The organism is Stenotrophomonas sp. GSD10 (assembly GCF_056172695.1).
Genome location: NZ_JAOCMC010000002.1, coordinates 4,392,684 through 4,417,097 on the forward strand (window position 1 = coordinate 4,392,684; position 24,414 = coordinate 4,417,097).

The following is a 24,414-nucleotide window of genomic DNA, read 5'->3' on the forward strand; positions in this document are numbered from 1 at the left end:
CCCAGTGAGTGTGCTGCCTGTCTGTTGTATCTTGGGTGATTAGCTGACCGAGCCAGCGCGATACCCAGACAAAAACGTGGGCAGATACATCAGGCTGGTAGCCGGCCGAGAGCGGTGGTCTGACCTGAAGCAGCATAGGGTGTCCCGGCTCTAGGATCCGGCGCATATCGCGGACGAACCCAAGTGGGATCTCCAGATGCAGCGACGGATCCAACCTCCAGGCCCAGCGATGACTTCGTGCGGATAGCTGCATGCATCTCGGCTAGCGGTTGCGGCTTGGCCGGTGGTCTACATATCCGTAGCGTGGCGCAGAGTCTCTAGCCTAGTTCGATCGAGGGGCACGCCGGATGGTCGTAGAGGCCAGCAGCGTAGGTACCCAATGACTATGCCAATGATTTCTAACGATTTGGGTGCCAGTAGCGAGAGCCAGGCTGAATGAGCCATTCGGCATAGTTAGTACTTATCCAGTTCGCCAAAGTTGGTTCTAAATGCACAAGCTTTGGCAAACCGTCCACAGCGACGCATCCGGTGCGATCAGATGCTCGATGGCCTTTTGCACTACATTGGTGCAATGTCCGACCCCGCTCCCCGCCGTCCCTCGATGCTCTCGGCACGCCGCTGGCCTGGGCCGGGGCCGACGGCCGCATCATCGGCTGCAACCCGGCCTTCGGGCGCTGGCTGGGCGTCAGTGGTCGCCGCCTGCTCGGCCAGCCGTTGGCCGCGCTGGAGGTGCAGGGCGAGGCGCTGGCGCATTTCCTGGCCCGCGATGAGCGCGACAGCCTGCGCCTGAACCGGCTGGCGCTGGCGGTGCCCGGCGAGGCGCCACGCTTCGCCGAGGGCTGGATGAGCCGCCGCGACGACGGTGGCTGGCTGCTGGAGGCGCACCCGGTCGATGAGTTCCCCGGGCTCGACCCGACCCAGGCGCTGCCCAGCGCCCTCAGCGCGGCGCTGAAGGGGCTGGCCCACGAACTGCGCAATCCGCTGGCCGGGCTGAAGGGCGCGGCGCAGCTGCTGGCCCGGCGTGCCGCACAGCGCGACGCCAGCGAACGCGAGCTGATCGAACTGATCGGTTCGGAAATCGAGCGCCTCAACGGCCTGCTCGACCAGCTGCTGTCGCCGGCCCCGGCCGCGCCGCATGCCGAACTGAACATCCATGCCGCGCTGGAGCGCGTGCTGCGCCTGGCCGAGAACGAGGCCGGCTGGGCGGTGCGCCTGCAGCGCGACTACGACCCCAGCATTCCCGAATTCCATGGCGATGCCGACCGCCTCACCCAGGCGGTGTGGAACCTGGTGCGCAATGCGATCCAGGCCGGCGCCGGCAGCATCACCCTGCGTACCCGCGTAGAGCATGGCGTGCGCATCGCCGAGCAGCTGCACACGCTGGCCCTGCGCCTGGAGATTGCCGACGACGGCCGCGGCGTGCCCGAAGAACTGGCCGAACACCTGTTCCTGCCATTGGTGAGTGGCCGTGCCGAAGGCACCGGGCTGGGCCTGGCGCTGGCCCAGCAGGTCGCGCGCGAGCATCGCGGCACGCTGACCTATCGTTCGCGCCCGGGCCATACCGTGTTCACCCTGCTGCTGCCGATCGGCAACGGCGCCGCACCGGCCGAGGAGACCCCGCGCGATGTCTGAATCTTCCATCGCCGCGCAGCGCATCTGGGTGGTCGACGACGACCGTGCCGTGCGCTTCGTGCTGTGCACCGCGCTGCGTGAGGCGGGCTACCAGGTCGTTGATTTCGACAGTGCTGCGCCCGCGCTGCAGGCCCTGAACGAAGGTCCGCCACCGGCGTTGCTGTTCACCGATGTGCGCATGCCCGGCGACGACGGCCTGGTGCTGCTGGACAAGCTCAAGGCCGCGCTGCCGCAGCTGCCGGTGGTGGTGATGTCGGCCTATACCGATGTGGCCAGCACCGCCGGTGCGTTCCGTGGCGGTGCGCATGAATTCCTGTCCAAACCGTTCGACCTGGACGATGCGGTGGCGCTGGCGCAGCGCGTGCTGCCGGCAGTGGCACCGGCACTGGCCGCGTCCACGCCCGCTGCGGAAGCGCACAGCGACCAGCCGCCGCAGCTGGTCGGCGATACGCCGCCGATGCGCGCGCTGTTCCGCGCCATCGGTCGCCTGGCACAGGCGCCGCTGGCGGTGCTGATCACCGGCGAGACCGGCACCGGCAAGGAGCTGGTGGCCAATGCGCTGCATCGCGAATCACCGCGCGCGCACGGGCCGTTCGTCGCGCTCAATACTGCGGCGATTCCCGCCGAGCTGCTGGAAAGCGAGCTGTTCGGCCACGAAGCCGGCGCCTTCACCGGTGCGCAGCGCCGCCATATCGGCCGCTTCGAACAGGCCAACGGTGGCACGCTGTTCCTGGATGAAATCGGCGACATGCCGTTGCCGCTGCAGACCCGCCTGCTGCGCGTGCTCGCGCAGGGCGAGTTCTTCCGCGTCGGTGGCCGCGAGCTGATCCGCGTTGATGTGCGCGTGGTCGCGGCTACCCACCAGGACCTGGAAGGGCTGGTCGCGCAGGGAAAATTCCGCGCCGACCTGCTGCACCGCCTGGACGTGGTGCGCCTGCAGCTGCCACCGCTGCGCGAACGCCGCGAGGACATCGCGCAGCTGGCCAGCACCTTCCTGGCCGCGGCCGCGCGCAAGCTGGACACGCCACCGAAGCGGCTCACCGCCGCCGCCCTGCAGGCGCTGCGCGAGCACGACTGGCCGGGCAACGTGCGCGAGCTGGAGAACGTGTGCTGGCGGATGTCCGCGCTGGCCGCTGCCGACACCATCGGCGTGGCCGATGTCGATACCGCACTCAACCGCAAGCGCGGCCGCCGCAGCCACGCGCACGCGGCCGACCCCGGGCAGTGGGAAGCGCTGCTGGCCGAATGGGCACGCCGGCAGCTGGCCGAAGGCGCCGAAGGGCTGCACGCGCAGGTGCGCGAACGGGTCGACCATGCGCTGCTGGAGGCCGCACTGCAGATTACCCACGGCCGCCGCGCCGAAGCCGCTGCCCGCCTCGGCCTGGGTCGCAACACCCTCACCCGCAAGCTGGGCGCCGGGCGCCGTCGCGGGGGCCATTGAACGGTCCCTGCACGCCATCCTCGCGCCCGCTTGCCGAACCGTTGATCGTTCATGGACGATGCCGTCCTTAGTGTTGCCTGCAAGGAGTCCTTGATGCGCCTGTCCTTTGCCATCCTGCCGTTGTCCGCCGCCGTGCTGCTGTCTGCCTGTGGCAGCGCGCCGAAGAAGACCGAGCCCACCCCACCGCCGCCGACCGTAGTCAGCGCGGCCAAGCAGGCCGAGGCCAATCTGTCGCCAGCGTCGGCCAGCATCGTCAGCGGCCGCCTGGCGCTGATGGCCGAACCCGGTGGTCTGCACATCACCGGCCTAATCGGTGGTCTGCAGCCGATGCAGCAGGCCGGCTTCCACATCCACGAGCGCGGTGACTGCAGCGCGGTGGACGCCAGCAGCGCCGGCAACCACTTCAACCCCGGTGGCGCCGCGCATGGCCGCGCCGGCACCGGCAAGCACCACCTGGGCGACATGGACAACCTGCGTGCCGATGCCCAGGGCCGCGCCAACGTCGATATCCACCTCAAGGGCGTTACCCTTGGCGGAGGCGCCGCCACCGATATCGCCGGACGTGCACTGGTCGTGCATGCCAACGCCGACGACTATCGCAGCCAGCCCGCCGGCAATGCCGGCGTCCGCATTGCCTGTGGCGTGATCCGGGTTGTCCGCTGATCACTGCAGGCTTCATCCAGGGAGAGAATCCATGCGTCTGATCCACACTTCGCTGTTTGCCGCCATCACCGCGCTGGGCCTGGCGGCCTGCGGCCAGCAGCCCGCCGCTCCGCAGGCGGAAACCGCCCCGGCCGCCGCTGCCCCTCCGAACCGGCTGCAGCGCCGGCCGCCGATGCTTCGGCCACTGCCGAGCTGGCACCGACCCAGGGCAACGAAGCCAAGGGCAGCGTCACCTTCAAGGTGGTCGACGGCAAGGTCCACGTGACCGGCCAGATCAGCGGCCTGAAGCCGGGCAGCGAGCACGGCTTCCACATCCACGAGAAGGGCGACTGCAGCGCGCCGGACGGCATGAGCGCCGGCGGTCACTTCAATCCGGGCAAGCAGGATCACGGCAACGTCGCCACCGATCCGCACCACGGCGGCGACATGCCCAACATCAAGGCCGACGACAAGGGCGTGGCCACCATCGATGGCCCGGTGTCGAGCAACGTCAACATCGGCAAGGGCGATGACTTCGACATCATCGGCCGCGGCCTGATCGTCCACGCCGATGCGGACGACTACAAGACCCAGCCGACCGGCAACGCCGGCGCGCGCCTGGCCTGCGCGGTGATCCAGAAGGCTCCGTAAGAAACAGGAAACGCCGGCGCAAGCCGGCGTTTTCCCTTCGTAGAGTCGAGCTTGCTCGACTGCCCTTGGCGCGACATCAACGGCAGTCGAGCAAGCTCGACTCTACTCGGTAAGAAACAGCAAACGCCGACACAGGCCGGCGTTCTTCTTTACCGGTAGTGCCGGCCGCTGGCCGGCATTACCCGCCTTCAGCGCGCCAGCAGCTCGCGCGCGTCCTGGCCGGCTTCGCAGTGCACGAACAGCACCGGCACGCCGTGCGCTTCCAGCACCGCAGCCATCTGCCGCTGGCGCATCAGGAACTGCTCGTAGATGCCCTTCAGGCGGTCGCAGTCGTTCTTGCCGTGGTGGTAGTGCGCACACCAGCCGGCCGGATCGAACAAGGCCATGCGCGCCTCGCCATGGGTGTAGCGCAGCAGCGGCTCGGGTGCGGCATTGAGCCACTCGTCCTGGCCGGGGGCCAGGATCGCCGTCTCGATCAGCGGCCACAGCGCGGCCAGGCCCTGGTTGTCGTACTGCATCGACATCATCGCGGCCAGGTCGTTCACGGTGAAATAGCGCGCGTGCTCGATGCGGGCACCGAAGGTGTTCTGCGCCATCAGCGCGGTGTCGGCATGGGCCATGCCGTTGGCCAGCAGCGTGTCCTCCAGTGCATCGGCCACCGCCTGGGTGGTGGCCACGTCGCTGCCGGTCAGCAGGAACGGCACCACGCGCAGGCCGCCGCCCACCAGGCTGGCATCGGCCTGGAACGGCAGCGGCACATCGCCATTGGCGTCGGCACCAAAGGCCAGCAGGCGCGGGCCCTGGCTGCGGCCCGGCGCGCGCATCTGCAGTTCTTCCAGGCGGCGATGGATCGGCCAGCCCGGGCGCAGGACTTCGGCCGGGTCGAAATGCGCGGCGGCGAACACCAGATCCAGCTCGGCCACCTGCGGCACCAGCTTGGACAGGTCACGGCCGACGCGTTCGGCCAGTTCACCGGCCTGTTCGGCGCTGAGTACCGCCTGGCGGGGATTTCGCCGCCGGCCAGCTCCAGGGCCAGCACGCCAAGGGCATTCATCGCGGGGTCGGGTTTGCTCATGGTTCCACGGTTGGCCCATCACAGGGCGGCAGCTACACTTGGCTCCATTATGCCTGCTCCGTCGTGCAGGCCATGTTGCAGACACCCTCATCCATGCCAGGTATCTCCATGCCCAACGCTCGTCCCGTCGCCATCCTCGGTGGCGTCCGCATTCCGTTCTGCCGCCAGAACACCGCGTATTCGGATGTCGGCAACCTCGGCATGTCGGTCCGTACGCTGGGCGCGCTGGTCGAACGGTTCGGCCTGCATGGCCAGCAGCTCGGTGAAGTGGCGATGGGTGCGGTGATCAAGCACTCCAGCGACTGGAACCTGGGCCGCGAAGCCACGTTGTCCTCGGGCCTGTCGCCGCTGACCCCGGGCATCACCCTGCAGCGCGCCTGCGGCACCTCGCTGGACAGCATCATCACCGTGGCCAACAAGATCGCGCTGGGCCAGATCGAATCGGGCATCGGCGGTGGTTCGGATACCACCTCCGACGTGCCGATCGTGTACGGCAAGAAGCTGCGCGCGCGTCTGCTGGCGGCCAACCGCGCCAAGAGCACCGGCGACAAGATCCGCGCACTCACCTCCGGCTTCAAGTTCTCCGAGCTCAAGCCCGAGTTCCCCGGCGTGGCCGAGCCGCGCACCGGCAAGAGCATGGGCGACCACTGCGAAGACATGGCCAAGGAATGGAACATCTCGCGCGATTCGCAGGACGAGTGGGCCGTCTCTTCGCACAAGAAGCTGGCCGCCGCCTATGAGCGTGGCTTCTTCAACGACCTGATCGCGCCGTTCCGCGGCGTCGAGCGTGACAACATCCTGCGCCCGGATACCTCGCTGGAAAAGCTGGCCACGCTGAAGCCGGCCTTCGACAAGGTCTCCGGCCGCGGCACGCTGACCGCTGCCAATTCCACCCCGCTCACCGACGGTGCCGCGGCGGTGCTGCTGGCCAGCGAGGAATGGGCGCGCGCGCACGGCCACGAGCCGCAGGCCTACCTGCGCGACGCGCACGTGTCGGCGGTGGACTTCGTTCATGGCGAAGGCCTGCTGATGGCGCCGACCGTGGCCGTACCGGAGATGCTCAAGCGCAATGGCCTGACCCTGCAGGACTTCGACCTCTACGAGATCCACGAAGCCTTCGCCGCGCAGGTGCTGTGCACCCTGCGTGCGTGGGAGAGCGAGGATTACTGCCGCAACCGCCTGGGCCTGGACGCACCGCTGGGCCGCATCGACCCGGACAAGATCAACCTGCTGGGCTCGTCGCTGGCCACCGGCCACCCGTTCGCCGCCACCGGCGCACGCGTGATCGCCACGGCGGCCAAGCAGCTGGCCGAACGCGGCGGTGGCCGCGCGCTGGTGTCGATCTGCACCGCCGGCGGCATGGGCGTGGTGGCGATCGTCGAACGCTGATCGCATCCATCGAACAACAAAAAACGCCGCCCATCGGGCGGCGTTTTTCTCCGGTGGGTGCCGACCGTTGGTCGGCACACTCCAGCCGGCAATCACGGCAACCGCGGGTTGCCGAATTCGTCGCGCTCTTCGTTGGCGTCATACACCGGCGGCTGCGCGGCAAGCGGTTGCTCTTCCACCGTCGCACGTGCCGGCGCTTCGGTGCCGCGCACCAGTTCCACACTGTCCTCGCCACGCTGCAGGCGCAGCGCATTGGCCAGGCACTGCGCGGCCAGCGCATGCTCGCCACGCTGTGCGAACAGCTCACCCAGCGCTTCCCATGCCGGTGCACCGGCGCCGGCGGCGATCGCCTCGTGCAGGAACGTATCGGCGGCATCCCACTGCTGCTGGGCCAGCGCCACCCGGCCCTGGGCCAGGCGCAGCGCCGCCGAGCCGTCGTGCACGTTGCGCCAGCGCGCCAGATTGGCCTGGCGGGTGGCCAGGCGCTCGGCCGGCAGGCGTCCGTACAACGCCACCAGTTCGTCGTCCCAGCGCTGATCCAGCGCGTGTTCCAGCGCCAGCAGCGCCGGCTCATCCCAGTTCAGGGCCACCGCGCGGCTGGCATAGGCGCCCACCACGTCCACCGTCGGCCGCAGTGCCTTCGGTGTGGCCTCCCACTGTGCGGCCAGCGCGTTGACGTCGGCCGCTTCCAGCAGAGCCTGTGCGGCCAGGCGCGCTTCCAGCTCGCCGTTGGCGTCGGACGGCAGCACCTTGCTCTGGCGCAGTGCGCCCAGTTGCCCATAGGCCTCGTGGGCACGGCCGGCGCGGGCCAGCGCTTCGGTGCGCAGCCACAGCCCGCGCGGCGGCAACGGCTGGATGGCCGCCACGTCCAGGGCGTTGATCGCATCCACCGGCAGATCGCGCGCCAGCAGTTGTTCGGCACGCAGCAGCGCCTGCAGCGTGGCATCGCTTTCGCCCAGGCGCTGCAGCAATGCGTCGCCAGCGGCACCGTCGGCACGCGCCTGCGCACTGCGCACCGCATTGGCCAGTGCCACCGCACTCACTTCCGGGTCCTTGGCGGCACCATCCAGCAGCTTTTCAGCACGCTGCCACTGGCCATGCTCATAGGCCTGCAGGCCATCGATCAGTCGCACCCGGCCCTGCTTGCGGCGGTAGCGGCCCCAGGCGCGGAACGGCGCCGCGATCAGGCTCCACAGCAGCCACAGCACCAGCACGCCGATCACGCTCAGCAGCGCCACCTTCGGCAGGTTGCTGTGGTAGTCATAGCCGCCATAGCGCAGGGTCACTTCGCCGTAGCGGTTCAGGTCATCGGTGCCGAGCCATTGCGCGGCCACCACGCCGATGGCCACAGCCAGCAACAGCACGACCAGGGATTGCAGGGGTTTCATGCGGGATTACCTCCGGTCGGTCTGGGTGCGCAGTTGCTGCAGGGTGCTGCCAAGAACGGTGTTGCTGGCCTGCAACGGCAGCTCGCGCAAGGCCTTCAGTTCAGCACGTTGCGCGCGCAGGGCCGGTGAATCCGGCCAGCGCCGTTGTGCCCAGTGGTCCACGCGCTGCAATGCGGTATCGCGGCCACTGCGGTCGCCGCGTTCGATCGCCGCACGCGCCAGGGTCAGTTCCAGCTGCAGCGCATCATCGGCATTGCGTCGCTCCGCCGCCGTCAACGGGCCGTTCTGGCGGCTCGGGGTGATGTCCACGAACGGCGCCAGCGTGGCCTGCCACCACAGCTTGCCCGCGCGCGGCGCGGCATCGCCGCTGATCTGCGAAGGCAGGCCCTGCAACGCCTTGGCCAACGCATCCAGGCGCTGCAGCGACTGCACCCGCGGGCCGGCACCGAGTGCATCCAGCGCATCGCGTTCCTGCACCAGTGCCTGGCGCAGGTTCAGGCCCTCGCTGTCGGGCAGATCGGCCAGCACGCTGGCGGCCTGCGCGTACAGGCGGCGCGCGCCCTCCACATCGTCGGCGTAGTTCAGGCGCTGCGCGGCCTGGGTCAGCAGCAGCTCGGCCTCATCGCGCTGCACCGCTTGCCGGCCCTGGTTGGCAGTGTCGGCCAGCTTGGCCAGGTTTTCTTCCAGCAACGCGCTGCGCTGCGACAGCCCCAGCATCTCGTCGCGCAGCACCCGGTTGGTGGCCGCCGCATCCTGCAGGCGCTGGCTGGTGGCGCGCTGGTCGCGGCGCAGCGCATCCAGCGTGGCCTCCAGGCCCTGCAGCTGCACGGCGGTGGTCTGTGCCTGCGCGTGCTGGGCGTCCTGTTGCGCCTGCCAGAGGTACCAGCCGGCATAGCCGCCCGCGCCAAGCACAACCACGCCGGCCAGCGGCAGCAGCCAGCGCAGGGGTCGACGGGGTGGGGTAACGGGCGGTGTGTCGTTCATCGGGCTTCCTTGTCGGCTGTGTTGCCAGTCGGTTCCGGCAGGCCGCGTTGTGCACAGCATCACCGCTGCCGACGACAGCGGCAAGCGTGACGCCCGTCCCTGTTCAGGTCGCTGCCGGGCCAGTGAGCGTGGCGTGTGCAGCCGCCACCAATTGTTCAGCAGTGGGCCCGGCGCTGCGCACGACATGTTGCAGGCCAAGGCCGCGCGCCTGCTCGCCCAGCCGATCGCTGGCCACCACCACGCGGGCGTGGGTCTGCAGGCGCTGGCGCAACGCCGGCGAAAGCTGCTGCCAGACGTGATCCAGCGCGTCACCACTGCTTACCGCCAGCACCCACGGTGCGGCTGAATGCGTCAGTCGCGCCCGCGCGCGCGGCGTTAGGCGCAGCAGGCGTCGCTGGTAGACATCGGCGCGCTCGATGGTGGCACCAGCGGCCTGCAAGCGGGCGGCAATCAGGCCGCGGCCACCGGGCGCGGTCACCAGCCCGATGCGCAGGCCCTGCACCTCGGCCAGTACCGGCAGCGCCAGCAGGCCTTCGCTGTCCATCCGCTGCGGTGCATGCACCTCGGCCACGCCCTGCGCCTGCAGCGCGCGCGCCGTGCCCTCGCCCACGGTCAGCCACGGGCTGCGCTGGGCATCGGCCAGGGGCAGCAGCGAGGCGGCGGCGGCCACCGCGGCTGGACTGGTGAACACCACCCGATCGCAGTTCAGCGCGCGTTCCAGCTGGCGCAGCACTGGCGTGCCGTGCAGGCGCTGCAGCCGCCAGGGCGACAGCGCCAGCAGCTGCCCGCCCAGCCCAGCAACGGCGCGGCGCAGCGCCGCATGCTGCCCTTGCGGGCGCAGCGAAATGAAGGTCCAGCCCGCATCGGAACCGGCGGCGCCAGTGGGTATCGTATGGTCGGCCATTGCCTGCATTATGCGGGCCCTTCGTTGTCGTGGTCGCTGCTCCGATGTCCGTTGATGCCCTGACTTCCTCGTTGGCTTCCCTGCAGGACGTGCTGGACTGCATGCCGGCGGTGCGTGCCATGCAGATCCGCCTGGACGGCTACGCCGATGGCGTGCTGCGCATCACCGCGCCGCTGGCCGCCAACGTCAACGACAAGGGCAACGCCTTCGGCGGCAGCCTGGCCTCGGTGCTCACCCTGTCCGGCTGGGCGCTGGTCAGCCTGCGTCTGCGCCTGGCCGGCCATGACGCCGAGGTCTACGTCGCCGACAGCAACCTGCGCTACCTGGCGCCGGTGTACGAAGACCTGCACGCGCATGCCGAAGCGGCCGAAGCCAGTGGCTGGGACGCCTTCCTGAACACCTTCCGCCAGCGCCGCAAGGCCCGCATCAGCATCATCGCCACCCAGCCCGGTGCCGACGGACGGGCCGCTGCCGAGTTCAGCGGTCGCTTCGTTGCCTTCGCCAAAGGTTAGGATGGCAGGCTGACGCCCTGCGGAAACCACCGATGCGCCGCCTCATCCAGTTCCTGTTGTGCTCCCTGCTGCTGGCCAGCGCCGTGGCCTCGGCCGATGACCTCAGCCGCAAGCAGCGCAAGCTGCTGGAAGAGACCCAGATCGCCTATGGCGCGACCATCCGCTGGGGCAGCATGGACGATGCCATCGGCTACCTGGACCCGAAGCTGCGCAAGGAGCGGCCGCCGACCGAGTTCGAGCTCAACCGCTATGCGCAGCTGCGCGTGTCGTCCTACCGCGAGCGCAGCAGTGCCTCGCTGGATGGCGGCGTGGTCGAGCGCCGGGTCGAAATCGGGGTGATCAACCAGAACACCCAGGCCGAGCGCACCGTGGTGGTGGTCGAGCGCTGGCGCTGGGACCCGGAAGCCAAGCGCTGGTGGCAGACCGCCGGCCTGCCGGACCTGTGGAAGGGGCAGTGACGGGCCGCGTCCGGCTTGTGCGACAATCGGCGCCCGCTTAATCGACCCGTGACCTGAGTGAATTACGAAGAGTTGCTGGCCTTTGCAGGCCGAAACCCGATGCTGTCCGCGGCCCTGGTCGGCCTGACCGTGGCCATCATCGTCACCGAAATCCGCCGCCTGTTCCGGGGCTTCAAGGGCATCAAGCCCGCCGAACTGACCCAGCTGATGAACGCGGGCGGCACGGTGGTGGTCGACCTGTCGGCCAGCGGTGACTTCGAAAAGGGCCACATTGCCGGCAGCCGCAACGCCCAGGCCAGTGCCTTCGGCCCGGACAACAAGCTGGTGGCCAACGCCAGGCAGTCGCCGGTGGTGCTGGTGTGCCGCAGCGGCAACGCCTCGGAAACCGCCGCCAAGGCGCTGAAGAAGGCCGGCTTCGAGAAGGTCTACGTGCTCGACGGCGGCATCCCCGCCTGGCAGCAGGCCGAGCTGCCGCTGGTCAAGGGCCGCAACTGATCGTCGCAGGTGGCGGATCTGGCCTTGTATGGGCCTGATGCCGCCCCCATCGCAGTAGTTCGACCCTCGTTTTCATTGCATTCATTGGAGTTACTGGAAATGTCCGAAGAGATCACCAACGGCGCCGCTGCGCCGGTCGATGCCGCCACCGGCCCCGCTTTCACCGTCGAGAAGATCTACGTCAAGGACGTCTCCTTCGAGTCGCCGAACGCACCGACCATCTTCAATGACCAGGTGCAGCCGGAGCTGCAGCTGAACCTGAACCAGCAGGTGCAGCGCCTGGGTGAGAACGCCTTCGAAGTCGTGCTGGCCGTGACCCTGACCTGCCAGGCCGGTGAGCGCACCGCCTACGTGGCCGAAGTGAAGCAGGCCGGCGTGTTCGGTCTGGTCGGCCTGGACCCGCAGTCGATCGACGTGCTGCTCGGCACCCAGTGCCCGAACATCCTGTTCCCGTACGTGCGCCAGCTGATCAGCGACCTGATCCAGGCCGGTGGCTTCCCGCCGTTCTTCCTGCAGCCGATCAACTTCGAAGGCCTGTACGCAGAAACCCTGCGCCAGCGCCAGGAGCAGGGCGACGCACCGTCGCTGGCTGACTCCGAGCCGGCCGGCAACGCCTGATCCCTGCTGCGACGTCACGGATGAGCACTACCGCTGACAAGATCGCCGTGCTGGGCGCCGGTTCCTGGGGAACCGCGCTGGCCAGCCTGCTCGCACGGCACGGTCACCCGACCGTGCTGTGGGGGCGCGATGCCGCCGTGGTCGAAGCCATCGACCAGCGCCACGAGAACCCGCGCTACCTGCCGGGCATCCCGCTGCCGGACAGCCTGCGTGCCACCACCGACCTGGCGTCGGCGGTGCAGGGCGCGGCCTGGATCCTGGTGGTGACCCCGTCGCACGCCTTCGGTGAAACCGTGCGCGCGCTGGCGCCGCTGCGTCCGGCCGGTGCCGGCGTGGCCTGGGCCACCAAGGGTTTCGAACCCGGTTCGGGCCGCTTCCTGCATGAAGTGGCGCGCGAAGTGCTGGGTGAGGACGTGCCGCTGGCCGTGGTCACCGGCCCGTCGTTCGCCAAGGAAGTGACCCAGGGCCTGCCGACCGCGATCACCGTGCACGGCGACGTGCCCGAGTTCGCGCAGACGGTGGCCGAGGCCATGCACGGCCCGGCGTTCCGCGCCTATACCGGCGACGACATGGTCGGCGCCGAGCTGGGCGGCGCGATGAAGAACGTGCTGGCCGTGGCCACCGGCGTGGCCGATGGCATGCAGCTGGGACTCAACGCCCGTGCTGGCCTGATCACCCGTGGCCTCAACGAGATGCTGCGCCTGGCCGCTGCGATCGGCGCCAAGCCGGAAACGCTGATGGGCCTGGCCGGCCTGGGCGACCTGGTGCTGACCTGCACAGGCGATCTGTCGCGCAACCGCCGCCTGGGCCTGGCCCTGGGCCGTGGCCAGACGTTGCAGGATGCCGTGCGCGAAATCGGCCAGGTGGTCGAGTCGGTGCAGACCGCCGACGAAGTGATGCGACAGGCACGCCGGCATGGCATCGACCTGCCGATCTCCGACCGCGTGCGTGCCGTGCTGCACGGCGAGCAGACGCCGGAAGAAGGCCTGCGCGCATTGCTGGCGCGGGAACAGAAACCGGAATATCCGGACACGCTGTTCAAGTAAATCGAAAACCCCGGCCACGTGCCGGGGTTTTTGTGCGCGCTGCATCCACGCATGGCGTGGATCTATTGCGGAGCCCGCTTCCGGTAGCTGCCAACCTTGGTTGGCGCCCGGGGAAACCATCACCGCGCGCGCGGCGGCGCGTTGCCGTTGTCCATGTCCGAGAAGATCAACCACGGCCCTTTACCCACACGCTTCAGCGTGAGCGTGAACTTGCCGGTATCGCCCACGTTGTTGCCGTAACTGTAGGCACCGATGATGTAACCGGTGTTTTCTTCCACGGCGTAGGCCAACGCACGCAACCGCAACGGGCTGCCGCCTTGGCCGGCATACGCGGCCTCGATCGCACTGCGCCCGCGCACGGGTGGCTGGTTGCTCTGCAGTACGAAGCCATCCTCTGCAAACAACGTGGCCAGTGCCTTGGCATCCCCGCTGCGCCACGCCTGCTCGTAATCGCGCAGCACGCGATCCAGCGGCGCGGGCAGGGCGGCATCGGGCAGCAGGGTGGCGGCCGGCGTGGAGGGCGGGCTCACGCTTGCCAGCAGCGGGCCGGACAGGGCGAACAGCAGCAGGCAGATACGCATGGGCTCGGTCCTTTGATGTGCCGGCCAAGGGAAGCGCGAGTATCCCTCATCCACACCCGCGCCGCCTTCGCGCCGCCCCCATTGAAAGCGTGCGACGGCTTGGGCATGCTCGCTGACAACCGGGGAGGGGACGCATGCACTTTTTCCAGCTGGACCAGTTCGCAGGTCATCTCAACGAAACCTTCAGTGCCGACATCGAAAACACCGGCGTACCGTTCGTGCTCGTCGAGGCCGCACCGCTGCCCGATCAGCGCTTGACCGGCCAGATGCGCGCGCCGTTCTCGCTGCTGTTCCGCAATGAATCGGCGGTGCTGTTCCCGCAGCGCACCTACACCATGCGCCATCACGGCCTGGGCGAGTTCGGTATTTTCCTGGTGCCGATCGCACGTGACCGCACCGGTTTCATCTACCAGGCGCTGTTCAACTGACGGCGGTGGCCACCCAGCGCATCCGCAGGTGGCTGCCGGTATCGCCTTCGGTGTGGAACGCGAGGCGTTCGTAGAGCCGGCGCGCGGCCAGATTCTCCCAGGCCACATGCAGCACCACACTGTGCAGCTGCACACCGTGTGCGGCGCGCTGCACCCAGCGCACCAGGGCCGAGCCGATGCCACGACCGCGTGCAGTCTTCAGCAGGGCGATGTCGATCAGGGTCGCCTCGTGCTCGTCGCAATGCAGGTAGAGGCGCCCGATCGGTTCGCCGGCCTGCTCGACCAGCAGATAGTGCGCCGGCTGGTAATGCCGTGTGTAGTGCAGGTGCTGCAGTGCGAACTGGCTGTCCAGGAACGCCTGCCGCAACGCATCCGGCCACGGCACATTGGCCAGCTCGGCGGCACGTGATTCGGCATAGAGCTGCTGCAGAAAGGGCAGGTCGCTGTCCTCCGCTTCGCGCACGCTGAGGCCTGCAGGAAGACCGTCCCCCGCCACCGGCAGCCAGGCTGCGCGCAGCGGGGAAAGGCCAGCGTTACGTTCGCGGTCACGGCCGTTGCGGGAAGACGCCGGACAGGCTGATGCAGAAGTTCAAGGTGAGATAGGGCTGGCGGTTCTCGTGCGGCAGGCCGCCTCCCGCAGCGCCCACCGTGGTCAGCGGGAAGGTGCTGGTGACCGTCGGCGTGGCGGCCAGGATCGGGCTCGACTCCGGTGTGATCAGTGCATTGCCACTGGCTGGAATGCCACTGCGGTGCGCGGTATCGGGCTGGTTGTAGATGCGCGCGCCGTGGGTGTGGTTGGGCATCTCGTTGATCAGCAGCGTGACGCTGTCGCTGCCGAAGGTTTCGCCCATCACGCGCGGGCTCAGGCCGGGTCCCGTGCCCTGGCCGCATGCGATGTTGTCGGTGTAGTTCGGCAGCTGGTAGTTGCTGGTGCCGTTGCCGCCGAAGGTGGTTCCCAGCAGCGAGAACAACGCGGTGTTCTGCTGGATCGGCATCAGTTGGCCCTGGCACATCGCCCAGTTGTAAGGGGCGAAGTTGAAGCCGTAGATCTGGATTTCGCCGAGGAAGGGATCGCTCATGATGTGGGTCCTGGTAGGCGTTCGATGATCGTCAGCCTTGCGACGGGAAGACGCCGGCCCATGCAATGCAGTAGCGGGCGACCAGCGAGGGCATGGTGTTGTCGTGTGGCTGGCTGCCACCGACCGCGCTCACCGAGGCGGGCGCCAGGTTGCCACTGCCCAGGCCGGTGATGCTGTCGGTATAGAGTGTGTCGCCGCTGACCGCACCGAGCTGCAACGCCGGTCCGGGTGATGGCGAACTGGCCGCCGAATTCACCGCGTTGAACGCATGAGTGTGTGCGGGCAGCTGGGCGGTGGTCAGGGTGACCGATTCGCTGCCGGCCGCCTGGCCCAATATGTAGGTGCCCAGACCACTGCCAGTGCCCTGGTGCACCGGCACGCGTCCACACAGATTGGGCAGGCCGAAGGTGGAAACACCATCGCCGCCGTAGGTGGTGCCGATCAGGGTGAACAGGACTTCGTACTCTGAGATGGGCAGCAGCCGGCCATCACAGTCGAACCACCCCACCGGCGCGAAGTTATAGGGAAACAGACGGACTTCGCCAACAAAGGGTTGAGACATGGCAGAAACTCCGGTCAGTTGCGCGAGGGGTAGATTCCGCTGAGTGCGATGCAGAAATTGATGACCAGGTATGGCTGCAGGTTTGCATGGGGCTGCGTCTGGCCGCTGTTATCGAGCACGTTCAGCGGTATCTGGGCGCCGCCGGACGCGCCGTAGACATTCTGCGTCCCGGTTTTTCCGAGCAGCACATTGCCCTGCGGAATGCGTGTTGTACCGTCGGCGGTGGTGCCGCCGAAAACGTGCGTGTGCTGGGGAATCTGCGTTGCCAGCAGGGTTACGTTCTCCACGCCCTGGCGTTCACCGGTGTTGGTACCGCTGGTCGATCCGCGGGGCGTACGGCTGCGCAGATCGGGCAGCTGGAAGTTGGTTGTGCCGTTGCCGCCGTAGGTAACACCCAGCAGCGAAAAGAGCGCCTGGTTCTGCGCGATGGGCAGCACCTGGCCATTGCAGAAAGCGAAAGACCTGGGCGCGAAGTTGAACGCCACGGGCATTATCTGCCCGAGAAAGGGTTCCGACATACGATATTCCCCCTGGGATAGGCGCCGGCACTCAGCCCCCGGCCGGCGACATAACTCTGGCGCATTATCCTGGGTGTTGACAAGTGCCGGTATCCATGAGCAAGAATATCGCGCTGCCAGCCCAAGGGATGCAGGGATTCAAAGGGGGCAGGACCGCCAGGCAGGGCCAGGGAGTCTGCAGGGTGGGGAGGTCAGGAACCGCGGCGCCCGTCCGGGGGCCACGGCGGTTTTCTCACTCGCGCCACACGGCGCAGCGCCCGTCGGGAAGGCGGGCAAGCAGGGGGCACAACATGTGGCACGCAGAGTCGATGCATCGCGACGCGATGCGCCATGGGCTCGGCCGTCGTTTCTGGGGCCACCTGGGAGCCATCCTGCTGCTGGGCGCTACCCTCGCCCTGCCCGATATCGCACGCGCGGCGTGCGCAACCTTCACGCCGCCCAATGCCAGCGCCGGTTCACCGATGGCTGCCGGCAGTACGATCGTCATTGATGCCTCCAGCTGCCAGGGCGTTGCAGGCTTCGGCATCGGCAACGTGACCACGCCGGCCGGCAACGGTACGGCCACCGTCACCAGCCATGCCGCCTCGAAGATCTCCTATGCCCACAGCGGCAACGGATCGACCACCGACACCTTTGCCTTCGACGACGGTACCGGCTCGCACAATGTGCTGGTCACCGTGTACATCCAGGCCGCCGCATCGCCGATCACGATTTCGCCGGCCACCGTGCCCGGTGGAACGGTGGGCACGCCCTATGCCGGTGTCACGCTCAGTTCCAGTGGCGGCACCCTGCCTTACAGCTATGCCGTCACATCCGGTGCACTGCCGGCCGGAATGACGCTGAGTAGCGGTGGCGTGCTGTCCGGCACGCCCACCACGCAGGGCACCTTCGCATTCTCGGTCACCGCCACCGACAGCACGGCGGGCACGCCGCTCACCGGCACGGCCAGCTATTCGGTCACCATCGCCGCACCGACCATCAGCGTGACCAACGCACCTGGTCCTGCGGTGATCGGTACGCCGTACTCGTTCACCTTGACCGGTGCCGGCGGCACGGCGCCCTACACCTACCTCCTGGATGGTGGCACCACCCTGCCCGCCGGGCTGGTACTGGCCAGCAACGGCACCATCAGCGGCACGCCGACGGCATTGGGCCTGAAGAACTTCACCGTGCGCATCACCGACAGCAGCACGCCGACGCCGTTCTTCGCGGCGGCCAACCTGTCGATCAACGTGCAGAACGTCATCCCGCCGGTGGCCGGCGCGACCAGCGCCACCGTGGCCCATGGCAGCAGCAACAACCCGATCACGCTGAACATCACCGGCGGCACCGCCACCTCGGTCGCAGTCGGCACCCAGGCCACGCACGGCACGGCCACCGCCAGCGGCACCACCATCACCTACACACCCACTGCCAGCTATTCCGGTCCGGACAGCTTCACCTACACCGCCACCAATGCCGGCGGCACCTCGGCGCCGGCCACCATCACCATCACCGTGTCGCCGGCCACCATCAGCTACGCACCGTCCAGCCCGGCAGCCGGCACGGTCGGTGTGGCCTACAGCCAGTCGCTGGCCGGCGCCAGCGGCGGCACCGCGCCGTACACCTATGTGATCACCAGCGGCAGCCTGCCGCCGGGCATCACCCTGGCCAGCAATGGCACGCTGTCCGGTACGGCCAGCGCCAACGGCACCTTCAACTTCACCGTGCGCGCCACCGACAGCAGCACCGGCACCGGTCCGTTCAGCGCCACCAGTGGCCCGCTGACGCTGACCATTGCCGCCGCAACGCTCACCTATGCACCGGCCAACCCGCCGGCGGCGACGGTCGGCGTGGCCTACAGCCAGTCGCTGGCCAGCGTCAGCGGAGGCGTCGCGCCGTACACCTACGCGATGGCATCGGGCAGTCTGCCGCTGGGCATCACCCTGGCCAGCAACGGCACCCTGTCCGGCACGCCGAACGCGGGCGGCAGCTTCAACTTCACGGTCACCGTGACCGACAGCAGTGGTGGCAGCGGACCGGTCAGCGCCACCAGTGGCCCGCTGCTGCTGACGGTGAATGCACCGACGATCACGATCACCCCGCCCACGCTGCCAACGGTGAGTGCCGGCGTCGCCTACAGCCAGAACCTGACCGCTGCCGGCGGTAGCGGCACCTACACCTATGCGGTTACCGCAGGTGCGTTGCCGCCGGGCGTGACCCTGTCCACTGCCGGCGTGATCAGCGGTACGCCGACGGCTGCGGGCAGCTTCCCGCTGACGATCACCGCCACCGACAGCAGTGGCGGCAGCGGCCCCTACACCGGCAGCCAGCCCTACACCCTCAACGTGACTGCGCCGTCGCTGACGTTGACGCCGCCGGCGGGCACCCTCTCCGGCACGGCCGGCGCACCATTGAACGTGCCTTTCAGCGCGGGCAATGGCACCGCGCCGTATACGTTCGACATCAGCGCCGGTGCGTTGCCCAACGGCGTGACCCTGTCGCCCACCGGTACGCTGTCCGGCTCGCCGACGGAGTCCGGTCTTTTCACCTTCTCGGTGCGCGTGACCGACAGCACCACCGGTACCGGCGCGCCCTTCAGGCGAACCCAGAACTACGTCCTGTCCATCGCCGCGCCCACCATCACGGTGTCGCCGGCGAGTCTGCCGCAGCCGGCAGCGGGCGTTGCCTACAGCCAGGTCATCACCGCCAGCTCCGGCCAGCCAACCACTTTCAGCTATGCCGTCACGGCGGGGCAGGTGCCGGTCGGTCTCAGCCTCAATGCCGCGACCGGTGAACTGAGCGGCACACCGACCCAGGCCGGTCCGTTCAGCTTCACCGTGACCGCCACCGATGGCGGTGGCTTCACCGGCAACCGCAGCTATGGAGGCACGGTCAGTGCGCCGGTGCTGTCGCTGTCGCCGAGTTCATTGGCGGGCACCGCTGCGGGTACGGCTTACACCGCGACCTTCGTTGCCAGTGGTGGCAACCCGGGCTACAGCTATCAGCTCACCGGCACCCTGCCCAATGGTCTGTCGTTCTCGCCGGCCGGCGTGCTCAGCGGCACGCCCACGCAGGCCGGTAACTTCAGCTTCAGCGTGAGAGCGACCGACACCACCACCGGTACCGGCGCACCGTTCTTCATCGTCAACAACTACACCCTGGCGGTGTCGGCACCGACCGTTGTGGTCGATCCGACCACGCTGCCGGCGGCGACCGGTGGCGTGGCCTATTCGCAGACGATCACGGCCAGCGGTGGCAACGGCACCTATACCTTCAGCCTGAGCAGTGGCGCGCTGCCGGTTGGCATGAGCTTCAACAGCGCAGGCCTGCTGTCGGGCGCGCCGACCGTGGCCGGCACCTTCAACATCACCGTGCAGGCCACCGACGGCAACGGCTTCACCGGCAGCCGGGCCTATTCCCTGGTGGTCAACGCACCGACCATCACGCTGGCCCCGTCCACGCTGCCGGGCGGGTTCGGCGGCGTGGCCTACAGCCAGGCACTTGCCGCCAGCGGCGGTGTCGGCAGCTACACCTTCAGCCTGTCGGCGGGCGCGCTGCCGCCGGGCATCGCGTTGAGCAGTGCCGGCGGCCTCAGTGGCACCCCCACCACCACCGGCAACTTCAACTTCACCGTCACCGCTACCGACAGCGTCGGCTTCACCGGCAGCCAGGCCTACACCTTCAGCGTGGCCGCGCCGACGATCACCCTCACGCCGGCGACGTTGCCAGCGGCGACCGGCAGCATCGCCTACAGCCAGCCGCTGAGCGCCAGCGGCGGCAATGGCGGCTACACCTACAGCCTGACCGCCGGCACATTGCCGCCGGGCATTGCCCTCAGCAGTGCCGGCCTGATCAGCGGAACGCCGACCACCACCGGCAGCTACAGCTTTACCGTGCGCGCCACCGATGGCTTCGGCTTCAACGGCAGCCAGGCCTACACCGTCACCGTGAACGCGCCGGCCATCGTGTTCGTGCAGACCACCCTGCCGGGCGGGCAAGTGGCGGTGGCCTACAGCCAAACCGTCAGCGCGGGCGGTGGCAGCGGCAGCTTCACCTACAGCCTCAGCGCCGGCGCATTGCCGCCGGGCATCGCGCTCAGCAGCGCCGGCGCGATCAGCGGCACGCCTACCGCTGCCGGCAGCTACAGCTTCACCCTCACCGCCACCGACAGCTTCGGCTTCAGCGGCAGCCAGCCGTTCACCGTGGGCATCAACCAGCCGGTACCGGTGGTGGTGAACGATGCGGCCACTACGCCGGCCAATGCAGCGGCCAGCATCGACGTCACCGCCAACGACACCGGCCCGATCACCAGCATTGCCATCGCGCAGGCGCCGTCGCACGGCACGGCGACGGTGAACGGGCTCAACGTGGTGTACACGCCGGCCAGCAACTTCTTCGGCAATGACAGCTTCACCTACACCGCCACCGGTCCGGGTGGCACCTCCACCGCAGCGACGGTCAGCGTCACCGTCACGCCGTTGGCGGTGCCGGTGGCGGCCGCGCAGAGTGCCACCGTGCTGGCCGGGCAGTCGGTGACCGTGCAGGCCGAGGCCGGGGCGATCAATGGCCCGTTCACTGCGATCACCATCAGCCGCGCGCCGTCGTCCGGCACGGCGGTGGTGCAGGGCGCCAGCATCGTCTACAGCGCCGATGCCGATGCCTCCGGCGTGGTGGACTTCGAGTACACGCTCAGCAATCCGTTCGGCGCCTCGGCGCCGGCGCGGATCAGCGTGACGGTCAACCCACGGCCGGTGGCCCCCGCGCTCACCGCCACCGCCATTGCCGGGCGCGAGGTCACTGTGGATCTCACCTCCGGCGCGCGCGGTGGCCCGTTCACCGCCGCAGCCGTGGTCTCGGTGTCGCCGGCCGATGCTGGCAGCGCCACCATCACCGCCAGCGGTGCCGGCTATACGCTGGCGTTCACCTCGGCGGCGACCTTCGGCGGCGCGGTGCGCATCACCTATACGCTCAGCAACGCGTTCGCCACCTCGGCGCCGGGCACGGTCGATGTGATGGTCAAGCCACGCAGCGATCCCTCGCGTGATGCCGAAGTGCTGGGCGTGCTGGAAGCCCAGGCCGAAGGTGCGCGGCGCATGGCCATCGGCCAGATCAACAACTTCCAGCGCCGTCTGGAAAGCTTGCGTGCGGGTGGTGCTGCTGCCGGATTCAGCAACGGCATCACTTTCAGTTCGGCCAGCAGCCAGCGCCGTATGCCGCAGGACGATCTGCTGCGCAAGGGCATCGGCGCCAGCGGCGAAGCGCTGTCGATGATCGACGAACCGACGTTGCAGGGCGGTGTCGCGCCTGCTGCAGGCACGGTCGATGGCTTCGCGTTCTGGACCGGCGGTGCGGTCAACTTCGGCACGCTCAAGCCGGGTGCCGGCAGCAACGGTATCGACTTCACCACCTCCGGCGTCAGCCTGGGTGCCGACCGCCAGATCGGCCCGTCGCTGAGCCTGGGCGCCGGCCTGGGCTATGGCCACGATGCCTCGGATATCGGCCGCAATGGCAGCCGCAGCACGGTGGATGGCTACAGCGTGGCCACCTACGGCAGCTTCCATCCCGAAGGCGGGTTCTACGTGGATGGCCTGCTGGGCTACCAGTGGCTGAAATTCGACGCGCGCCGCTTCATTACCGACAACGGCAACACCGCCTACGGCAGCCGCGACGGTACGCAGTGGTTCGCTTCGTTCTCCACCGGCTACCAGCATCGCAGCGATGCCCTGCTGCTGACCCCGTATGGCCGCCTGGATCTGGCACGCGCCACGCTGGATGGCTACCGCGAGCATGGCGACGACGTGTACGCACTCGACTACCAGCGGCAGACGGTCAACACCAGCACTGCCACGGCCGGCGTGCTGGCGCAGTGGCTGGTGAAGCGCGACTACGGCATGTGGACACCGCAGCTGCGCGCCGAGTTCGGCCACGACATGCAGGGCTCCAGCCAGGCCTTCATGCGCTATGTGGACCTGATGTCCGGGCCGGTGTACCGCGCCACGCTCGATCGCCAGTCGCGCAACCACACGCTGCTGGGCGCTGGCATCGGCCTGCAGACGCTGAAGGGCTGGACGCTGCGCGCCGAGTACCAGAACCAGCTCGACAGCAGCAGCCGCGACAACCAGGGCATCCAGATCAGCGTGCAGAAGACCCTGCCGCCGTGATCGATGCAGCGGCGGCGACCGGGTGGTCGCCGCCGCACGTGGCCTGTATCCGTACAATCGTGTCTCCGGCGGCTGCGCAACGTGCGTCTGCGTCGGGCATCGAATGGAAGGAACAGGACAGGGAATGAAAATTCGAACGATTGCGCTGTCATCGACGATCGCACTGCTGGCAGCCTGCGGGCAGGCACCAGAAACAGCTGTCGAAACGACGCCTGTGGCGGCCGCCGCCGCACCCGTTGAAACGCCGGCGGCCACCGCCACCGTGGCCGGGAACGAAGCGTCCATCGAACAGGGCGTGGACCCGTCGGTGTGGGACAACGAAGGCGAGCCGGAAGATCCCGGCGCCGGCGGCGAGCTGACCTGCAAGGACAATCCGCTGGCGACCCATTTCTTCACCCTGGTCGGCGGCAACACGGTGGACGACTGCGGCCGCAAGGACCCGAAGGTGCTGGCCGCGTTCGATGCGTTGATGAAGGGCACGCAGGACGCCGAATCCGCCGACAAGGACATCCCGCCGCTGCGCGAACGCCTGTTGAGCGGGCCCAGTGGGCCGGGCGAGCTGATGGTGCTGCAGGGCGAACCCTGGTGGTTCTACACCGCCTGCCAGGCCCACGACTGCCCTGGCACGGCGTTGGCGATGCTGTACTCGCCCACGCAGACGAAGATGGTCGGGCGCCTCACCGCGCGCTGCAAGGTGTGGTGGCTGGGTGAGCCGGATGCCGAACAGCGCGCGCTGATTGAACGCGAACGGCCGCTGGACGAAGCGTTGCTGAAGAACCAAGGCGATGCCTGCGAGTAATGCGGGGCTCGCGGTAGCGCCGGGCCATGCCCGGCGGGACCGCAGGCAATCGTGCCCGTATCACTCCTCCGGACGCATCCGCGTGCCGATCTGCGCGTTCAACGCCAGCGATGCCATCGCCAATCCTTCCAGCACGCGGTCGCCCACGTATTCGCTGTCTGCGCCATTCTGACGAACGCGTTCAGCGGCCAGCAGCAGTTCCAGGGTGACGCGCTGGCCTGCCACGGCGCAGTCTGGGTCACCCAGCGCGATGCGGCGGCCCGGCATCGGATGCCGCTCGGGCCAGGGCTGGCCATCGGCGGCGGCCCCCTTGCCGATGCGGTCGAGGGTGGCGAGGAAGCCGAGCGGGTCGCGCTTGCGTGGGGGTTTCGAGGCTGCATCCGCGTTGGCGGGCGCGTGATGCGCGTGCGTGCGGGGGAATTCCGGTGTGCTCATGGCAAAGGCTCCGTGCAGGACAGACGGTAGCCGCCACACAAAGGTGGCGGGCGGAGACGTGGCTCGAAAACCGGGCGCTTGTTGAAACCGGCAGGCACAGGGCCTCCACGCTCCGCCCGCCATGACCGGCAGACGGATTGCCCGCCGGCGCCACGAGGAGTGGCGCCGGCGGACAAGCGTTGTCAAACAAGCGCACGGGTTTTCGAGGCCCGGCCACCCTCTCCGGTGGCCCGCCATCTGTACCGCTGTCGCCGCGCAACGCCAATGAGAACAGTTGCAAACAGCGTCTGACCGAAGACGCTTTCGGCATTCTTGCATGCTGTTAAGTGGCCGCAGGCCGAGGCGGCGTAATGGCCTCCGCCGTTCGGGGAATATGCGACAGGGTTCGTGATTGACGGGGGTCTGCCGCCACGCCCAGAGGCCAATGACGACATGACCTCACACGCTCGAAGGGTTAGGTCAGAGGCCGGACGACGCGCCCATGACCGACCACGCGTGCACCCTCGCATATCTCAACTGGGGCCCCCGGCTGCAGCGCCGCATATGAAACGGCAGGCGCGTAAACCAGTGTGGCCACGGCAGTCAGTGGACGCCCAACCGGGAAAACAGTGTCGGCGCCCACGAACGCAACGCC

The 24,414-nt window shown here is 68.4% G+C and carries 21 protein-coding genes and 2 pseudogenes; 13 read left to right on the plus strand and 10 right to left on the minus strand.

Annotated elements, in window-relative coordinates; translation table 11 throughout:
* The first annotated feature begins 528 nt into the window (after window positions 1–528).
* The 4 genes and pseudogenes from N4G47_RS20355 (at window position 529) to N4G47_RS20370 (ending at window position 4,366) form a co-directional block, all read left to right on the plus strand.
* Window positions 529–1,632: a two-component system sensor histidine kinase NtrB gene (locus N4G47_RS20355; protein ID WP_475289782.1), complete on the plus strand. Its 1,104-nt coding sequence runs from the start codon at window positions 529–531 to the stop codon at window positions 1,630–1,632.
* Window positions 1,625–3,073, plus strand: a complete 1,449-nt coding sequence (ntrC, locus tag N4G47_RS20360) for a nitrogen regulation protein NR(I) (protein ID WP_475289783.1) — start codon at window positions 1,625–1,627, stop codon at window positions 3,071–3,073. Before N4G47_RS20355 ends, ntrC begins: the two co-directional genes overlap by 8 nt.
* Window positions 3,074–3,166: 93 nt before the next feature.
* On the plus strand, window positions 3,167–3,736 hold the full coding sequence (locus N4G47_RS20365; RefSeq protein ID WP_249842297.1) for a superoxide dismutase family protein: 570 nt from the start codon (window positions 3,167–3,169) through the stop codon (window positions 3,734–3,736).
* Window positions 3,737–3,767: 31 nt separating this feature from the next.
* Window positions 3,768–4,366: pseudogene (locus tag N4G47_RS20370) on the plus strand (superoxide dismutase family protein).
* A gap of 188 nt (window positions 4,367–4,554) precedes the next feature.
* Here N4G47_RS20370 and N4G47_RS20375 read toward each other — a convergent pair.
* Window positions 4,555–5,441 (minus strand): annotated as a pseudogene (locus tag N4G47_RS20375) (hypothetical protein).
* 93 nt (window positions 5,442–5,534) lie between these two features.
* Here N4G47_RS20375 and N4G47_RS20380 point away from each other — a divergent pair.
* Window positions 5,535–6,830 (plus strand): acetyl-CoA C-acetyltransferase, encoded by a 1,296-nt coding sequence (locus tag N4G47_RS20380; protein ID WP_475289784.1) that lies wholly within the window; start codon window positions 5,535–5,537, stop codon window positions 6,828–6,830.
* 92 nt (window positions 6,831–6,922) lie between these two features.
* On the opposite strand, the gene N4G47_RS20385 is transcribed toward N4G47_RS20380, so the two are convergent.
* The 3 genes from N4G47_RS20385 to N4G47_RS20395 form a co-directional block, all read right to left on the minus strand.
* The gene (locus tag N4G47_RS20385) at window positions 6,923–8,218 is read right to left on the minus strand and encodes a heme biosynthesis HemY N-terminal domain-containing protein (protein ID WP_475289785.1); all 1,296 of its coding nucleotides are present in this window, start codon (window positions 8,216–8,218) and stop codon (window positions 6,923–6,925) included.
* A gap of 6 nt (window positions 8,219–8,224) precedes the next feature.
* Window positions 8,225–9,202, minus strand: a complete 978-nt coding sequence (locus N4G47_RS20390) for a uroporphyrinogen-III C-methyltransferase (protein ID WP_475289786.1) — start codon at window positions 9,200–9,202, stop codon at window positions 8,225–8,227.
* A gap of 103 nt (window positions 9,203–9,305) precedes the next feature.
* Window positions 9,306–10,115 carry a uroporphyrinogen-III synthase gene (locus tag N4G47_RS20395; RefSeq protein ID WP_475289787.1) on the minus strand — a complete coding sequence of 270 codons (810 nt, stop codon included), beginning with the start codon at window positions 10,113–10,115 and terminating at the stop codon, window positions 9,306–9,308.
* A 35-nt stretch (window positions 10,116–10,150) separates the two neighbouring features.
* On the opposite strand from N4G47_RS20395, the gene N4G47_RS20400 reads away from it, so the two are divergent.
* The 5 genes from N4G47_RS20400 to N4G47_RS20420 all read left to right on the plus strand — a co-directional run bounded on the left by N4G47_RS20400 (window position 10,151) and on the right by N4G47_RS20420 (window position 13,235).
* A complete protein-coding gene (locus tag N4G47_RS20400; RefSeq protein ID WP_107231404.1) occupies window positions 10,151–10,618 on the plus strand; it encodes a YiiD C-terminal domain-containing protein in 468 nt (155 codons plus the stop codon).
* A 32-nt stretch (window positions 10,619–10,650) separates the two neighbouring features.
* Window positions 10,651–11,076: a hypothetical protein gene (locus N4G47_RS20405; RefSeq protein ID WP_057498558.1), complete on the plus strand. Its 426-nt coding sequence runs from the start codon at window positions 10,651–10,653 to the stop codon at window positions 11,074–11,076.
* A gap of 57 nt (window positions 11,077–11,133) precedes the next feature.
* Complete coding sequence (locus N4G47_RS20410; RefSeq protein ID WP_088023209.1) at window positions 11,134–11,571, plus strand: rhodanese-like domain-containing protein; 438 nt, start codon at window positions 11,134–11,136, stop codon at window positions 11,569–11,571.
* Window positions 11,572–11,670: 99 nt separating this feature from the next.
* Window positions 11,671–12,189 carry a protein-export chaperone SecB gene (gene secB, locus N4G47_RS20415; protein ID WP_005407596.1) on the plus strand — a complete coding sequence of 173 codons (519 nt, stop codon included), beginning with the start codon at window positions 11,671–11,673 and terminating at the stop codon, window positions 12,187–12,189.
* 20 nt (window positions 12,190–12,209) lie between these two features.
* Window positions 12,210–13,235: an NAD(P)H-dependent glycerol-3-phosphate dehydrogenase gene (locus N4G47_RS20420; RefSeq protein WP_107231405.1), complete on the plus strand. Its 1,026-nt coding sequence runs from the start codon at window positions 12,210–12,212 to the stop codon at window positions 13,233–13,235.
* Between the two features lie 119 nt (window positions 13,236–13,354).
* Here the strand turns inward: N4G47_RS20420 and N4G47_RS20425 are convergent, their stop codons facing one another.
* Window positions 13,355–13,816: a YybH family protein gene (locus tag N4G47_RS20425; RefSeq protein WP_475289788.1), complete on the minus strand. Its 462-nt coding sequence runs from the start codon at window positions 13,814–13,816 to the stop codon at window positions 13,355–13,357.
* 134 nt (window positions 13,817–13,950) lie between these two features.
* On the opposite strand from N4G47_RS20425, the gene N4G47_RS20430 reads away from it, so the two are divergent.
* A complete protein-coding gene (locus N4G47_RS20430; protein WP_057498556.1) occupies window positions 13,951–14,244 on the plus strand; it encodes a DUF6916 family protein in 294 nt (97 codons plus the stop codon).
* Here N4G47_RS20430 and N4G47_RS20435 read toward each other — a convergent pair.
* The 4 genes from N4G47_RS20435 to N4G47_RS20450 all read right to left on the minus strand — a co-directional run bounded on the left by N4G47_RS20435 (window position 14,237) and on the right by N4G47_RS20450 (window position 16,403).
* A complete protein-coding gene (locus N4G47_RS20435) occupies window positions 14,237–14,707 on the minus strand; it encodes an N-acetyltransferase family protein (protein WP_475289789.1) in 471 nt (156 codons plus the stop codon). The genes N4G47_RS20430 and N4G47_RS20435 overlap by 8 nt on opposite strands.
* A gap of 82 nt (window positions 14,708–14,789) precedes the next feature.
* The gene (locus tag N4G47_RS20440; RefSeq protein ID WP_409460747.1) at window positions 14,790–15,323 is read right to left on the minus strand and encodes a phage tail protein; all 534 of its coding nucleotides are present in this window, start codon (window positions 15,321–15,323) and stop codon (window positions 14,790–14,792) included.
* A gap of 31 nt (window positions 15,324–15,354) precedes the next feature.
* Window positions 15,355–15,885 (minus strand): phage tail protein, encoded by a 531-nt coding sequence (locus N4G47_RS20445; protein WP_409460748.1) that lies wholly within the window; start codon window positions 15,883–15,885, stop codon window positions 15,355–15,357.
* A gap of 14 nt (window positions 15,886–15,899) precedes the next feature.
* Window positions 15,900–16,403 (minus strand): phage tail protein, encoded by a 504-nt coding sequence (locus N4G47_RS20450; protein ID WP_475289790.1) that lies wholly within the window; start codon window positions 16,401–16,403, stop codon window positions 15,900–15,902.
* A 308-nt stretch (window positions 16,404–16,711) separates the two neighbouring features.
* On the opposite strand from N4G47_RS20450, the gene N4G47_RS20455 reads away from it, so the two are divergent.
* Entirely contained in the window at window positions 16,712–22,546 is a 5,835-nt protein-coding gene (locus N4G47_RS20455; RefSeq protein ID WP_475289791.1) for a putative Ig domain-containing protein, read from the plus strand.
* 124 nt (window positions 22,547–22,670) lie between these two features.
* Entirely contained in the window at window positions 22,671–23,345 is a 675-nt protein-coding gene (locus tag N4G47_RS20460; RefSeq protein ID WP_475289792.1) for an Ivy family c-type lysozyme inhibitor, read from the plus strand.
* A 60-nt stretch (window positions 23,346–23,405) separates the two neighbouring features.
* Here the strand turns inward: N4G47_RS20460 and N4G47_RS20465 are convergent, their stop codons facing one another.
* Window positions 23,406–23,780 (minus strand): hypothetical protein, encoded by a 375-nt coding sequence (locus tag N4G47_RS20465; RefSeq protein WP_475289793.1) that lies wholly within the window; start codon window positions 23,778–23,780, stop codon window positions 23,406–23,408.
* Between the last annotated feature and the right edge of the window lie 634 nt (window positions 23,781–24,414).